Source organism: Tolypothrix sp. FACHB-123 (genome assembly GCF_014697075.1).
In the GTDB taxonomy this organism is placed as follows: domain Bacteria; phylum Cyanobacteriota; class Cyanobacteriia; order Cyanobacteriales; family Nostocaceae; genus Aulosira.
Genome location: NZ_JACJRE010000065.1, coordinates 26,676 through 40,471 on the forward strand (window position 1 = coordinate 26,676; position 13,796 = coordinate 40,471).

Annotated in this window: 13 protein-coding genes and 1 tRNA gene; 6 read left to right on the top strand and 8 right to left on the bottom strand. The window is 41.5% G+C overall.

Translation table 11 applies throughout. The features are described 5' to 3' along the window. Positions 1-34: 34 nt before the first annotated feature. Both H6G41_RS28555 and H6G41_RS28560 read right to left on the bottom strand, forming a co-directional pair. Entirely contained in the window at positions 35-574 is a 540-nt protein-coding gene (locus tag H6G41_RS28555) for an SH3 domain-containing protein (protein ID WP_190750971.1), read from the bottom strand. Positions 575-759: 185 nt separating this feature from the next. Continuing rightward, complete coding sequence (locus H6G41_RS28560) at positions 760-2,748, bottom strand: S8 family serine peptidase (protein ID WP_190750973.1); 1,989 nt, start codon at positions 2,746-2,748, stop codon at positions 760-762. Positions 2,749-3,159: 411 nt separating this feature from the next. Here H6G41_RS28560 and H6G41_RS28565 point away from each other — a divergent pair, with 411 nt between their 5' ends. The 3 genes from H6G41_RS28565 (at position 3,160) to H6G41_RS28575 (ending at position 6,282) form a co-directional block, all read left to right on the top strand. Continuing rightward, entirely contained in the window at positions 3,160-3,696 is a 537-nt protein-coding gene (locus tag H6G41_RS28565) for a hypothetical protein (RefSeq protein WP_190750975.1), read from the top strand. A 340-nt stretch (positions 3,697-4,036) separates the two neighbouring features. Further along, positions 4,037-4,663 (top strand): SMI1/KNR4 family protein, encoded by a 627-nt coding sequence (locus H6G41_RS28570; RefSeq protein WP_190750977.1) that lies wholly within the window; start codon positions 4,037-4,039, stop codon positions 4,661-4,663. A gap of 401 nt (positions 4,664-5,064) precedes the next feature. Further along, positions 5,065-6,282: a transporter substrate-binding domain-containing protein gene (locus H6G41_RS28575; RefSeq protein WP_190750979.1), complete on the top strand. Its 1,218-nt coding sequence runs from the start codon at positions 5,065-5,067 to the stop codon at positions 6,280-6,282. 173 nt (positions 6,283-6,455) lie between these two features. On the opposite strand, the gene mazG is transcribed toward H6G41_RS28575, so the two are convergent. Both mazG and H6G41_RS28585 read right to left on the bottom strand, forming a co-directional pair. After that, positions 6,456-7,262, bottom strand: a complete 807-nt coding sequence (gene mazG, locus H6G41_RS28580) for a nucleoside triphosphate pyrophosphohydrolase (RefSeq protein ID WP_190750981.1) — start codon at positions 7,260-7,262, stop codon at positions 6,456-6,458. Between the two features lie 51 nt (positions 7,263-7,313). Next, positions 7,314-7,940, bottom strand: coding sequence for a metal-binding protein (locus H6G41_RS28585; RefSeq protein WP_190750983.1), 627 nt, complete (start codon positions 7,938-7,940; stop codon positions 7,314-7,316). A gap of 84 nt (positions 7,941-8,024) precedes the next feature. Here H6G41_RS28585 and H6G41_RS28590 point away from each other — a divergent pair. The 3 genes from H6G41_RS28590 (at position 8,025) to H6G41_RS28600 (ending at position 8,945) form a co-directional block, all read left to right on the top strand. Next, a tRNA-Val gene (locus H6G41_RS28590) sits at positions 8,025-8,097 on the top strand. Between the two features lie 181 nt (positions 8,098-8,278). After that, positions 8,279-8,512, top strand: a complete 234-nt coding sequence (locus H6G41_RS28595) for a hypothetical protein (RefSeq protein WP_190750985.1) — start codon at positions 8,279-8,281, stop codon at positions 8,510-8,512. Beyond that, the gene (locus H6G41_RS28600) at positions 8,499-8,945 is read left to right on the top strand and encodes a PIN domain-containing protein (protein WP_190750987.1); all 447 of its coding nucleotides are present in this window, start codon (positions 8,499-8,501) and stop codon (positions 8,943-8,945) included. The genes H6G41_RS28595 and H6G41_RS28600 overlap by 14 nt, the downstream gene beginning before the upstream one ends. A gap of 327 nt (positions 8,946-9,272) precedes the next feature. Here H6G41_RS28600 and H6G41_RS28610 read toward each other — a convergent pair whose 3' ends face one another. From H6G41_RS28610 to H6G41_RS28625, 4 genes are all read right to left on the bottom strand, one after another. Continuing rightward, positions 9,273-11,390 (bottom strand): NACHT domain-containing protein, encoded by a 2,118-nt coding sequence (locus H6G41_RS28610; protein ID WP_190750991.1) that lies wholly within the window; start codon positions 11,388-11,390, stop codon positions 9,273-9,275. Between the two features lie 105 nt (positions 11,391-11,495). Then, the gene (locus tag H6G41_RS28615; RefSeq protein ID WP_190750993.1) at positions 11,496-11,954 is read right to left on the bottom strand and encodes a hypothetical protein; all 459 of its coding nucleotides are present in this window, start codon (positions 11,952-11,954) and stop codon (positions 11,496-11,498) included. Between the two features lie 181 nt (positions 11,955-12,135). Beyond that, entirely contained in the window at positions 12,136-12,537 is a 402-nt protein-coding gene (locus H6G41_RS28620) for a hypothetical protein (protein ID WP_190750995.1), read from the bottom strand. 119 nt (positions 12,538-12,656) lie between these two features. Beyond that, positions 12,657-13,526, bottom strand: a complete 870-nt coding sequence (locus H6G41_RS28625; RefSeq protein ID WP_190750997.1) for a zinc metalloprotease HtpX — start codon at positions 13,524-13,526, stop codon at positions 12,657-12,659. Positions 13,527-13,796: the final 270 nt, after the last annotated feature.

Below are 13,796 nucleotides of genomic sequence, written 5' to 3' on the forward strand. Positions count from 1 at the left end.
TAAATAAATTGGGTAATTTATTCTCTGGAAGTTCCTAATGTGTTGGACAGGTGATAATACATCCTTGCGGCCAGATTGATAGCAAGTCTTCTCGCACCCAACCACTAACATTATTGGGGAACTGGATGCGATACCAACGGTATTGACCCGCTTTTTGAAAGGAATCTTCAACGCTTACCAAATCACCTGACACAGCACTGTACAAAACTTTGCTGTTTAAGTTAGGCGAGGAGCGCACATTAATTGTATATCCACGTTCCCCAGCTATGGTTGCATAACGCTTCTGGCTTGGCTGAAACCTGACTAAATCGCCACGTATCCAACCTTTTGCCTTCTTTCCTCTGTTTGGTTGCACGTAATACCAGTAACTGCCATCATCGCCTACGGTAATATTTAAAACTTCTACATTACTACCCAATGCTAAAACATCCGCGACGGTTGCTGTCAAAGAGGCGCTAGTTCGCAAATTGCTATCAGTCGTTAAGGTTGCTGGACGAGCTATTGCAGGTAATACCGTATTCATAAATGTGCCAACAGTCAACAATACTGCTGCCAACTTTGTTTTTATACCCATAAATTCCCCAGAAAATATTTGATAACCAAAGAATAAAATCGAACTGGCAAGTCACTTGCACTAAATATAAATACATAGGTAATTAATGATTTTCCGCAAAAGCGAAACTGTTGACCCTGAGCGTAGTCGAAGGGTCAACAGTCAACAATAACAAGGGAATATTTTTTTACTGAGAAAGTCCCTAGTTAAAACCCGATTTCAATAGTCAAACTGCGAATTTTCCCTGTATCTACTTGGGCTTTATCGGTGACTTCTAAAGTCCAATTACCTTGGGGACTTTTACCTTTGAGCTTAGTTAAATCAGGAGTATTGACTTCATCATAGGTTTTTTTGATGTTGTCTGTGGCTCCGCCTTGGCGATCGTGGAGAATTATTGGTAATACACTTGATGCTGTGGGGGGAATGAGGCTGACAACTAAATCGCCAATGTAGGTATGCTCAATATCTACCTCAACTTTGATAGATTTGATGGCATTAGTATTAGCGATCGCTAAACTGAGTTTAGATGTCTGCAAATCATTAATTGGTACATCTTGAACGGCTTTGAAAACACCCACAGGTGTGGTTTGTGTCGGTAACGCCAGTTCTACAGCTTTGAGAGCATTGATGCGACCGTAACCATATAGGGGGCTGTGTCCGTTAGCATTATAATTGCCGCCAGCGGTATCAATGCGATCGCAAGAACGTTTAATAATATCTTTCACCTCATCCCAACGTAAATCTGGGTTACGGGAAAGAATCAACGCCGCTATACCCGCTACTCCAGGACAGGCGCTAGAAGTTCCACCAAAATTATTAGTATAGTTACCTGCTAAATCCCCAAGTTCAGTTTTACCAGCATTGTAACCGACTGCACCAGTGCGATCGGTTGTCCAAATCCCTTCTGTTTGGGAACTGTAACCGTTATTACTGGGGAAAGCACACCAAACAGCATTGCCAAAGTCACTATAGGCGCTTCTGGTACCAAAATCGTTACAAGCAGCTACAGCAATAACTTTAGAATAGCTGGCATAGCCATCATTATCTACACTTTCGTTACCATTCCCTGCGGCAAATAAAATTACGCAGCCCTTACCATTACGCCCCTTAGTAAAGGCGTAGTCCATCGCTAACCTTGTAGAGTCAGGTAAAGGTACTTTTTGCTTGTGAACTGGATCGTTTGCATCCCACCAATCCCCATCTGCTGGCCCCCAGCTACAAGAAATGATATCTGCACCATTTTGCGCCGCCCAAACAAAAGCGTCGGCTTCTTCTTGGGAACCCAAAGCTGAGACAAAGCGAATGGGCATAAGTTTGGCTTTTGGTGCTACACCCGATGCGCCAAAACTTCCATTACCACAAGCTACCCCGGCGCAAGCTGTGCCATGATTATCTGAGTTTCCTGGTCTGGGATTATTAGTTTTAAATGTTACATCCCTAGGAGCGACAACTTTACCAGCAGAACGGAATTCTTCATGGTCAATATCTACACCATCATCAACAATGGCAATAGTTGTGCCCGTACCGTCGCTGAACTTCCAAGCTGCTTCGACGTTAACATGAGCGTTAATTTTTTTACCATTAATTGTGGTTTCTTTGAGATGCCATTGCTGGGAGAAAACTTGACGTTGGCGGAATTCCCGGACTAGTTCGGGATGGCACAATTCTACAACTTCTTCATTGACTAGACTTTCAGCCAAGTCAAAAATGGCTAAACCAGTATTTGCCGGCGCACTGACAAAATAAGCATTGCGGGCATAATCAAGTTGACGCTTGATGGTCAAATTGTAACGCTGCAAAACTTCTTCACAGGTGTTAGCTTCCGTTTCATCATCAAATTTAACGAATAAGTTTTCTGTATAGATAACTGGCTGGTTTGACCGAGGATCGACCAATACCCGCCCAGCAAATTGAATTTGCGGTTCTTGATTGAGAATTGTCCTGGCTTGGTCGCGTAAAGCACCATCTTCACTGGCCGCTTTCACTTGCAAAACTTCTACACCTGCTTGGCGAAATCGGGTTTTTACCTCAAATTGCTTGAGGATACTCCGGGCTTCGGGTGATACAGATGTAACTTCAAAAGGGCGATCGCCTACAAGTAAACTGCGATTTTCGGTACGAACTACAATGTGGTTATCGCTAATAACAAGCTCATACTGTTCACCGTTCTGACCACCATAGCGAACCTGAACCATAATTTAATCTCCTGTATCCATTTGCATCTCAGCCTCTGGATGGCTTGTGCAGATCTGGAAAGTATCACCCGCCAGCCGCAGCTGAGAAATAAGTTAGTATAGCGAGTAAATACAAGTTTGAACTAGGTTTTTCCTGAATATTGCTAACAGAAGTTAAATATTAGGGCATTGGGCATTGGGCATTGGGCATTGGGCATTGGGCATTGGGCATTGGGCATTAGGCAATAGTAATTTTTCCTTTGGTTGTTCTACTAAACACCAACCAGGGAAACTTTCTACTATCTCAAGGCGACAAGTCTTATTAAGCTCATCCCACCTTTAAAGGGATGGGATTTCACGTTGACAGTTAACTGTTGACCGATGACGGTTAACAGTTAACACAACTATTGAAAATTATAGAATTTAAACAACATGATTGAATTATTTTTGTTGGCTTATTCTCTACCCCCAATTGCTGAAGTGAGATTTACCCCAGACTACTTTAGTGCATATCCCCAACAAATAAGTATAGGCAAGGATGCGCCTGTGTTATATAGTCGTCAGCCTGGTTACTATGCTGTACACTCCCAAGAACCGAAAGCCAGCGTCGCTACACCCACTTTATTATTAAATGAAGGGAAAATAGCAGTATTTACAGGTGAACCAAAGTCAGCAATTACAGATACAATCAGCCCTGTGTATAGATTGCAAGGAGGTTCACTCGCTGTACCCACGGGTTTAATATTTATTCGCTTTGCGGAAAACGTTGATGTAGAATCGCAAAAAGCCGCGATTAATCAAGCTGGTTATGAAATCACCGAAAAATTGGCTTATGCTCCTCATGCCGCGTGGTTACGTGCTAAATCAGGTAAGATGAGCGATGCTTTCCAAGAAATTCGTCAATTAGAAGCAATACCAAATGTGGAAAATGTCGAGCCGCAAATGCTAATGGAAAGGAGACAGCGTTAGGGATGTTTAGGAAAGGATGGTAGAAAAGATAGTTGACTGTTGAGAGCTTACAGTCAACCGTCAACAGTCAACAGCCCTCACAATGGATTGTCCAACTTAAAGGCAGAATAGCTGACCTTCTTACCGGAGGCTTTGCAGTCGGAAGCGATGGCGATCGCCAGACAAATAAAAGCGTTTCAATGTCTTGCTTATTTTGAATTCATAGTGTATTAGCATGTTTAAGAAATGAATTTTTAATAACTCACTTTTAAAATAAAAAATATTACAAATCTCTTACTCAAATTGATAAAAATGTGATAAAAAAGCTCAAACAGCTTTTTTTGATTTACTATAAATTTTTATGAAAGAAATATTAAATAGAATTGACAACTGGTTAAATAACAATTTTTCGGAAGTGTTAGATACCTTAAATCCGGGAGCAACTGAAGAGGAAATCCAGGAATTAGAAAATAAAATACAAATCGAGTTACCTTCATCATTTAAAGACTTATATAAGTGGCATAATGGCCAGAAAAGTGGAACTTACCCAGGACTATTTTACGGTTTAGAATTCTTGTCATTGCTAGAAGTATTTGCAAATTGGCAAGTGTGGGCGGAACTTGTAGATGAGGATATCAATAAGGATATTCTTGGTCAATCTTATAGTCCAGGAAAAATCAAAGAAATATATGCTAATAAAAAGTGGGTTCCTTTTGCTTTCGATTGGGGCGGAAACCATTTAGGTATAGATTTAGACCCAGGAAAGAAAGGGACAATAGGGCAAGTTATCAACTTTGGTAGAGATGAAGACATTAAATTTGTTTTTGCAGAGGATTTAGAATCATTTTTAACTTGGTTTATTACTCAACTAGAAGCGGGAAATTACATCATAAGTACTGAAGAGGATACTAAAACTTTTAGTACTAAAAATCCGCAAATGAGCCATTTTCTTGATTATTGGAAAATGATTACGCAGGGAAGACTTTAATTAATTTATATCTCAATCATCTTGAATAATTGTATGTTTTCTAATGGTCAATAAAGGTAATATCAATTATATTGAGAAAGCGATAGAGACTTTTCAATTACTTTTACTAAACCCAAAATTCGCCCTTTACTGATTGACACTCCCGTGCGTCAAGGCTACATCTGGCGATGGAAGGTCATACCCCTCAATAGTCCTGACTACGAGCTATTAACCGCCCTGATTCAGTTAACAAAATTGATATCAGGGGGGTCATACCATCTTTGTTTTCAATCAACACTTCACCAGAGCTTCAGTGCTGCACAGTCAACCGTCAACCATCAACAACTTAGTACCACCTATGTGATATCTGTTATGGGTTGGGAATGATAGATAGATACTACATACAATCCGAAGAAATTCCAATGATAAATGCGATCGCTCGTAGATTCCGCCAATTTATGGTCGGCTGGAAAAGCCAACTTACCTATTTTTACAGAGGTTACAGCAAAAATCACAGCCGGCGTTTCCCTAAAAGACACATGTGGCTAGGATTACTCAGTGGAGTGATGGCGTTATTGCTGGCGCTATCTTTCGTCCACCCAGGAATAGCCGAAGAACCCGAACCAGCAGCAGCTAATAATTCTTTCCTCGTTGCCACAAGGATGATCCCACCCTTTGTCAACAAAGATAAAGGTGAACTATCTGGTTTTAGTATTGACCTTTGGCGCAGCATTGCTACCAAGATAGGTATAAAATCGGAATTTGTTGAGTATTCCACCGTAGCCGATTTACTTTCTGCTGTGAAAGATAGCAAAGCTAATGCTGGCATTGCTGCTATCTCCATTACCGCCGAAAGACAGGAGAACTTTGATTTCTCCTTACCAATGTTTGCTGGTGGGTTGCAAATCATGGTAAGACCTCCAGAAGCGAATGGCGGTGCTTTTGCTAACATTTTGCAATTGATATTTTCTCCTACCTTGTTTCAGGTAGTTGGGATTGCATTGCTGCTGATTGTTGTCGCTGCCCATGTAATTTGGTTATCAGAACGCAATCATAAAGAAGGAATGATTGATAAATCATACTTCCCAGGAATTTTTAAAGCTTGTTGGTGGGCAGCAGCAACCTTAGCAACCCAAGCCGACGAAATGCCCAAGGGTGTAGTGGGAAGGGTAATAGCTATTATCTGGATGTTTATCGGCGTTCTCTTCGTCGCCTACTTTACAGCCGCGGCTACCACTTCCCTGACCGTGCAGCAACTCCAGGGCGATATCAGAAGTGTAGAAGATTTACCAGGTAAATTAGTAGCAACAACTGCTGGTAGCACAGCCGCCAAATATCTAAAAGAACGTAAAATTCCCGTCCTAGAAGTTCCCAAGATTGAGCAAGCTTACGATGCTTTACAAAGCAAAAAGGCTGATGCAGTCGTCTTTGATGCTCCCGTACTTCTGTTTTATGCTGCTAATGAAGGTCAAGGAAAGGTAGAGATAGTTGGTAGTGTCTTCCGTGAAGAAAACTACGGTATTGTTCTACCTAATAACAGTCCCTACCGCAAACAAATTAATAGTGCATTGTTGAGTCTCAAAGAAGATGGCACATATCAATCGCTTTATGATAAGTGGTTTGACGTGAAGAAGTCGTAATTGGGCATTGGGCATTGGGCATTGGGCATTGGGCATTGGGCATTGGGCATTGGGCAACAGTCAACAGTCAGTAGGGGCGGGTTTATTGAGAATTATCGTTGCTTGGTGAGGATATTTGTGAACCCGCCCGTACAACAGTCAACACTCAACAGTCAACCGTCAACCGTCAACCGTCAACCGTCCTTTGCAATTTGCGCCTTTGCTTGTTGCCACAAAACTTCTAATTCAGCCAAAGTGTAATCCGAAAGGGGGCGGTCAACAACTGCCTCCATTTTTTGTAACCTTTGGATGAATCGCTGATTTGTACCTTGTAAACCAACGCTAGGATCGAGATTATGCCAACGGGCTAGTTGAATGGTTGCAAATAGTAAATCGCCTAATTCTGCTTGTTGGGCTTCGGGGGTTTCTGCGGCTAAAGCCTGTTGAAATTCTGCTAACTCTTCATGAAACTTATCCCACACTCCCTCAATATTTTCCCATTCAAAGCCCACAGCCGCTGCTTTTTGGGAAATCTTCATCGCTGCCATTAATGGGGGAAGGGTGCGCCCATAGCGACTGAGTTTAGTGCTGAGTTTTTGATTTTCTGGTGATGGTTCGCCTTTTTCGGCGGCTTTGATTTCTTCCCAGTTTTGCCGCACTTCCTCTACACTCGCCACTTCCACATCACCAAATACATGGGGATGACGGCGAATTAATTTTTGGGAAATCCCTTCAGCGACTTCTTTAAGAGAGAATTGCCCAGATTCACTAGCGATTTGAGCTTGCAATACTACCTGTAATAGTAAATCACCTAATTCTTCCGCGATCGCCTTTTGGTCACCACTCTTAATTGCATCCACTACCTCATAAGCTTCCTCAATCACATAGGGAGTGAGACTTTCCGGCGTTTGCGCCAAATCCCAAGGACACCCACCATCAGGCGATCGCAATTTTGCCACCACCTCAATTAATTCTTGTAATGCTGCTAAGTTTTGGTTCATAGTTAATAGTTAATGGGTATTGGGCATGGGGCATTGGGCATGGGGCATTTATCATTTATTATTGTCCCTCGTCTTCCTTGTCCTCCTTGTCCCCCTGCTCAACACCCGCCGCTTACCTGTGCTACTCGATTTACGTTTCTTAATTTTGCCACTTGGTAGCAATGCCTTGATGCCTTGTTTTTTCACCCGCTTGTATGTGGAGTTGCTCCAATCGCTGAGAGAATGACTCATGGCACCGAGTTCCATGCCCAAGAATAAAGCGAGAAATTCAGTGCTGTAACTGGCGAGCGATCGCCCCACTGTACCGCCGACATGTTGCCAGCTAAAGGCGATATTCCAAAGCTTTTCGGCAATGATTAAGATAAAAATCGACGCGATCGCAATTAAGCAACTCAGATAAATAACTCGTAGCGTCGTGCCAATAATCGGCCCGTGGGATAAAAAAGAGCGATGCCGCAAACTTTTTTGATAAGGTAGCCAAATCCAGCGCAAGAAACCCCAGCGTTGGTATTGAATTGAGTAAATATCTAAATCCGGGCCGAACATCAGCCCCCCAAACAGAAACCCGCCGGCAACAAATAAAGTCACATTGCTACTGCCAGTCTGCCAGAAAGTCACACCCGCCACCAATGGCAGAGCATACAGCGTAATGCTATCGTGGGTTCGACCAGAGGGCATTTTAAATTTCTCAAAAAATTTTTTCTCAAAAATACTAGCGCGATTCAAAATCTTTTGCTATATTCTATAAATGTGAGCGCAAACGGGCGGTTAGCTCAGTTGGTAGAGCGCCTGCCTTACAAGCAGGATGTCATCAGTTCGAGTCTGGTACTGCCCACTCACATAAAAAGGCGAGAAACATTTAACTTGTTTCTCGCCTTTTTTAATGTTTGATGAAAAGTCAGAGGGTGTATGAGCAATCCTAAAGCCTTACTCACGTATTTGTATCATGATAAAAGTGAAATGGTATGAAACGAGATTTAAGTCATTAAACAATTTGCAAAAGGTGTGTAATTATCATGACTACAAACACACATTTTAACGCTAGGGTCAACAACGGGAACATTGAAATTCCTGTTGAGTATCAAGACGAAATTCGCAACGCGGAAATTGTGCAAATCGTTATCTTGAAAACCAACCCAAGTAAGAAAGGTTTTCCCAAAACAGGTATTATTGCTCAGCTAACCGCAAATCCCATTCAAGTTATGGGTTTCAAACCACTCACCAGAGAGGAAGCAAATGAACGCTGGTGAATCGAAGCGGTGCTTTGTGGATTCTAATATTTGGTTATATCGTTTCATTTTGAGTTCTAATGATGCAAGTGCTATCAAAAAGCAACAAGTAGCTACAAACATTACTAGCCAAGAAAACTTAGTTGTTAGTACACAAGTAATCAATGAGGTTTGTGCAAATTTAATCCGCAAAGCAGGGTTTGATAACTCACAAATTCAAAGCTTAGTTACAGAATTTTCAGAAGGTTGTGAAATTCTATCTGTTTCTCTAGAAACGCTTGAGTATGCTGCACAATTGCGGAATGGCTATTTGTTCTCGTTTTGGGATAGCCTCATTGTTGCTAGTGCAATTCTGGGGGAAGCGAGTATTTTGTACTCAGAAGATATGCAAGATGGTTTAATCGTTGAAAATGCCTTACAGATTGTGAATCCATTTGTAGAGCCAAAGACTTAACTCTTGAAGTTTACGCCAAGACATCAAAATGAGAATAGCTATATTTTGCCTTTGATTAATAAGTTTTACTTAAGCCGTGGTAACCACAACATAAGCGTTTGCCACCAATAGATAAGTTGTGGTAACGAAACAAGTTGTGTTGGTAACGATCGCATAAGTTGTCGTTACCAGCGGATAAGCATTCGTAACAAAACAAGTTGTGTTGGTAAACATCGCATAAGCATTCGTAACGAAACAACTTTATTCGTAACGACGGTTTCTGTGTTGGTAAAGAATTTACAAGCTAATGTTACTAGGGGAACTTCATTTGTAACGTTGCTGCTGTACTCAAATTTCTGTAAAGAGGATTTTCTTTAAAGTTCGCAGCGCACGAGTAGCAAAATTATGCTGATGCCAAGCTTGATAGAAATCGGGGTAAGGCATATTCTGGGCGCATTTCCAGGCTAAATTATAGAAATTATCATCCACTCGCCAATAACGACTTACAACTTCAACTGCTTTAAACCGATGATTATTGTCTTGTATGATTTGCCCTAAGCTTCCTGCTGCATCTCTACGGATGTAGTAATCCACAGTAGTTGATTGCAACAGTTGCACCAAAGCAGTGATCGCAAATTCATTGCCAGGGTCAATTTTCCCTAAGCTATATGCTGCCAGCCAAGGGGTGAATTCATCCAGGTTATTTGATTGCAGCAGTTCCACCAAGGTGGCGATCCCTATTTCATTGCCAGGGTCAATTTTCCCTAAGCTATATGCTGCCTGGCAACGGGTTGAGTCATGCACAGTAGTTGATTGCAGCAGTTGCACCAAGGCAGAGATCGCAATTTTATTGCCAGGGTCGATTTCCCCTAAGCTATCTGCTGCCAGCCCACGGGTATCGTCATCCAGATTAGTTGATTGCAGCAGTTGCACCAAGGCGGCGATCGCTTTTGTACGGTCTGTTTGTTGCAGTGCTGACCTAGCTTCTTCTTGGATTAAACTCTGACTATTAATTGTCCACTTGACAATTTGTGTTACTATTTTATCTGCTTTATAATAAGTCCTAAACTCTGCAATTGCTGCTGCTGCTAAAAAATAAGCATGATATTGATAAAATTTTCGACATCCATCTTTAAAACTAACTAAAGCATCAATAAACTCTTGCTTTTGCTGTTTAAGATTTTCTTCTTCTCGCCCTAACCAAAGCAATATTACCTGTTTCCATTGCGGCTCAAAGATGCGATAAGTTCCTTGACTAGGATTTTTGGGAACATGGTTAAGAAAGAAATGCCAGTCATCAATTGCTTTAGCTGCAAAGTATTCTTGAAATGAGGCATGAAAGAAAGCGTAAACAGGTTTTCTCTGTTCATCTATCCCTATACTGTTCAGCCAGCCTCGATTTAGTGCTAATTTCAGCAACGAATTGTCATCATCAGCGTACCCCAAAAACTGACTAACAAAATCTTCCCGCAAGCGAAAACGAGTTGCTTCTGTATCTATTGCTGCTTTAGCTAATTCCCCAAACTTGATATTGAGTTGCTGACGCTGATGAGAGGCAGTAGTAAATTCGTCTTTTTTCCACTTGTAGAAATCATCAACAAATTGCTGATAAAGTCCCGCTTGAGTATCTGGTAATTTGCCATCTCCTGATTGCCAATTCAAACACAATAGTGTTAACCGCAGAGGATTTTTGACTAAATCCTGAATCCGTTCTTTACCGGGTGCTTTTAAAGCAGTACATAACTGTTTGCCAGTTTCGGGGATAGCAGTAAACCATTTATCAATAAATTGTTCTACCTGTTGTGGATAAGCAAAATCTAAAGTACGATAAATATCAAAATCATCAAGTGCATTAATACCGCTATCCCACAAATTTACTCTACAGGTTAGCACAATTCGCGCTTTACAAATTACCCCAGCTTCACGGAATTGTCGTGCAATTTCTGTGAGAGGATTACCTGAAGATGTGGACATTTCATCTAACCCATCTAGCAGCAGCCACACATGATTTTGATTAAATAGAGTGACAAAATCATCTTTTAGTTGTTTAGTGACTTCAGCTTTACCTATTTTCTCAGCTACTTGATTTAACCAAGTATCCAAAAGATAAGCTTTTAATTCTTTTCCTCGCAAATCTGCTAAGGATACCCAAATGACTATTGACTGGGGAATCTCACGAGACACCCAATCAGCAATCTGTTGTAATAATGTTGTTTTTCCTGCGCCTGGTTCGCCAATAATTGCTATTCGCTTACCTTTACTTTTAGGCGTGTTCTTATGTTTTAAAACTTCTTCAAGAAAAACATCATGCTCAAATGTTTTGGTGATTTCTGTTTCTTTATACAGTTCCGATCCCTGTTCTGGAGAAAAATCATCCTGACGTTTGGATGGTTTTTTGCGCTCAATTAATCCCAGTGGTACGTAAACATCATCAACTTGTAGGGCGACTCCTTCAGTTGATGTCAAGGGATTTGTAGTCAGCTTTCGCCTTTCTGTCAAGATTTCACGACAGATTTCACGCCAGTTATCGAGAGTTAACTTTACCCGCTTCTCCCCGTCGGGCGACTCCAGTCAGTTGTAAGTATTGGTTTGCTGCTCAATAATGATTTGTTGAGCAACCATTGCACCTTTTTCGGCTTTTATTTCTTCTGCTAATTTCGCAAAATTATTCACAACTGAGGGCTGTGATTTGATTTCATTTGCTAATTTTTGAATTTCTTTGCCCGTCTCAGACTTGTCATTATTAGCGGCTGCTTCCACTTCCACAACTGCTTGAGCAATTTCCGGATCTTGTTCAGCTGCGCTTTTGAGTTCTAGCACTGCTTGTCCGTAATCTAATCTTTGGGTTTCATCAGCTTCTACAGTCGCAGTCAGCAATGGCAATTTATTCTTTGTGCGCAGCTTGTCTATTAACTTACCACCTTGCGTCCAAAGCACATCACCAATGTTTTCGCCTACTTTCTCTAGTGGTTTCGTTAAAAGTATAGTAGCGATCGCAGTACAAATAGCTGTCAGCGTCACAGGTTCCATAAACTCAAATTAGATGTAGAAATGACCTTATATCTGCTCTAATTTGGTAGTATGACAGAAATTTTTGCTGACAACCAACGGATGATTAATCAAGGCTAATTTGCGATCGCGCACCACTCAACAAAATAATCAGGGCATAGCACTGCTATGCCCCTACGGTAGATTATATAGATATAGCTAATTAACGTTGATAACGGGGAGTATTGAAGGCTTCCCAAGCGGCTTTGGCTGTATGTTGGAGGCGATCGCTAAAATCTACTAGTTCTTTCATCAGCAAGTACCAGTTTTTCTCAAATTCGTCTTGCAGAACTAGCCAAGCGTATTCTAGGCGATACTCTCGTTCAACGAGTGTCCTGGCTTCAATCGCTTCCCGTGCTTGACGTACAGCTTTTAAATAGGTTTCACTGCTGATATTACCTGCTGACTTTGCTTCAGCTTGGGCGCGTTTTTTCAGTGCTTCAATTAATGCTTTGGTTTCGCCTTTGACTTCCTCAGTTTCCCCAACCATTTCGGTTTCTACCAATTTGTGAGTTTCGGGGCTAACTTCGATGATTAAAGTTGATTTAACATTATTATCAGTCATAGTTGCTACATCCTTAAAATTGCAATTCGCTCAGGGTAAGGTGTTGGCTGAGCGAAGTCGTTCGCGCAGCGTCTCGTAGAGAAGCCAAACACCTGGTATATTCTTCTCTGAAAATCGCCTTAGTAAGATGTTGTTGCTAGTTCTCGTTCTAATTTTAGCAATTGTTCAACTCGTGCATCTGTGGCGGGGTGGCTGGAGAACAAGTTACCTAAAAATTGTCCAGAGATGGGATTGATAATTAACAAAGGTTCAAAGGCTGGATTACCATCTAAAGGTAACTGTTTTGCTGTCAGTTCTAGGCGTTGCAATGCTCTAGCTAAAGCGCGGGGATTACCTGTTAATCTTGCAGCACCAGCATCGGCGGAGAATTCTCTAGTGCGGGAAATTGCTAGTTGGATAATTGTGGCTGCAACAGGCGCAAGTAATACCGTTAACAACACGCCTAAGGGATTACCGCCTCTGTCATCATCGCGGGAACCACCGCCAAACCATAAACTATAACTTACCATTTGCGCCAAGAAAGAGATTGCACCAGCAACTGTGGCTGCAACGGCTTGGGTTAAGGTGTCGCGGTTGATAATATGGGTGAGTTCATGGGCAATTACGCCTTCTAGTTCATCTTCCGGTAATATCTGCAATATTCCTTCTGTTACAGCAACAGCCGCGTGTTCGGGATCGCGTCCTGTGGCGAAAGCGTTGGCAGTTTGACCAGGAACAATATATACTCCGGGTATGGGAATGTTAGCGCGATCGCTTAATTTCTTCACCATGCGATACAGCCCCGGTGCTTGGGCTTCTGTTACAGGCTGGGCGCGATATACAGCCAGGGCAATTTTATCTGATTGATACCAAGAAAATAGATTTGTAACTGCTGCTAAACCAATACCTATAATTAAACCAGTACTGCCACCAATTACCCAGTAACTAATTGCAATTAACAAACCACTGAGAGTAGCTAGCAATACCAAAGTTTTGAATTGATTTCCCATATTATGCTCTCCTGCTAATGCCGTAATTGATTTTTTAGACAACAGCATTACTTAAGTCGCTCTTCAATCTTACCTAGCTCATCCCTGATTTAGATTACAGAAAACCTCCCATTTGAGTACGGTTTTCCCATGCTGTTGATGGTAATGTCATCGAAAGCACATAAAATTCTGGTTCTTCAGTAGCTATTATGCCAAATTATTAGTTATAGCACTCATATAAACACAAAAAAAGCATCTTTATTTTGCCAAAAGCCTTATATGTATTGACAT

Excerpts from the sequence above, each read along its gene's own strand:
- mazG (WP_190750981.1), bottom strand. The coding sequence starts at position 7,262 with ATGAACCAAAACTTAGCAGCATTACAAGAATTAATTGAGGTGGTGGCA.
- H6G41_RS28615 (WP_190750993.1), bottom strand. The coding sequence starts at position 11,954 with ATGGAACCTGTGACGCTGACAGCTATTTGTACTGCGATCGCTACTATA.
- H6G41_RS28585 (WP_190750983.1), bottom strand. The coding sequence starts at position 7,940 with ATGCCCTCTGGTCGAACCCACGATAGCATTACGCTGTATGCTCTGCCA.
- H6G41_RS28565 (WP_190750975.1), top strand. The coding sequence starts at position 3,160 with ATGATTGAATTATTTTTGTTGGCTTATTCTCTACCCCCAATTGCTGAA.
- H6G41_RS28570 (WP_190750977.1), top strand. The coding sequence starts at position 4,037 with ATGAAAGAAATATTAAATAGAATTGACAACTGGTTAAATAACAATTTT.
- H6G41_RS28620 (WP_190750995.1), bottom strand. The coding sequence starts at position 12,537 with ATGACTGATAATAATGTTAAATCAACTTTAATCATCGAAGTTAGCCCC.
- H6G41_RS28560 (WP_190750973.1), bottom strand. The coding sequence starts at position 2,748 with ATGGTTCAGGTTCGCTATGGTGGTCAGAACGGTGAACAGTATGAGCTT.
- H6G41_RS28575 (WP_190750979.1), top strand. The coding sequence starts at position 5,065 with ATGATAAATGCGATCGCTCGTAGATTCCGCCAATTTATGGTCGGCTGG.
- H6G41_RS28555 (WP_190750971.1), bottom strand. The coding sequence starts at position 574 with ATGGGTATAAAAACAAAGTTGGCAGCAGTATTGTTGACTGTTGGCACA.
- H6G41_RS28625 (WP_190750997.1), bottom strand. The coding sequence starts at position 13,526 with ATGGGAAATCAATTCAAAACTTTGGTATTGCTAGCTACTCTCAGTGGT.
- H6G41_RS28595 (WP_190750985.1), top strand. The coding sequence starts at position 8,279 with ATGACTACAAACACACATTTTAACGCTAGGGTCAACAACGGGAACATT.
- H6G41_RS28600 (WP_190750987.1), top strand. The coding sequence starts at position 8,499 with ATGAACGCTGGTGAATCGAAGCGGTGCTTTGTGGATTCTAATATTTGG.